At 66.8% G+C, this 238-nt stretch carries 1 protein-coding gene; it reads left to right on the top strand.

Annotated features, from left to right (window positions below):
• On the top strand, positions 1–238 hold a 238-nt coding region (locus FQ664_RS26875; RefSeq protein WP_144176001.1), incomplete at both ends, for an efflux RND transporter permease subunit.

The raw sequence follows: 238 nt of genomic DNA, 5'->3' as shown, positions 1-238 counted from the left end.
TTCGAGGACGGCATCATCTGGCACCGCAACCGTCTGCCGACGGTGACCGTGCGTGCCGACATCAGCGATGGCATGCAGCCGCTGGACGTGGTGCAGCAGATCGTGCCGACCCTGGATGGCATCCGTGCCGACCTGCCCAGCGGCTACCTGCTGGAGACCGGCGGCTCGGTGGAGGATTCTGCGCGCGGGCAGAACTCGATCAAGGCCGGCATGCCGCTGTTCCTGATCGTGGTGGCCA

Source organism: Pseudomonas persica (assembly GCF_900291015.1).
Taxonomy (GTDB): Bacteria; Pseudomonadota; Gammaproteobacteria; order Pseudomonadales; family Pseudomonadaceae; genus Aquipseudomonas.
Note: the sequence above shows the minus strand (reverse complement) of the source record. Positions and strands in the feature narration are given on the sequence as shown.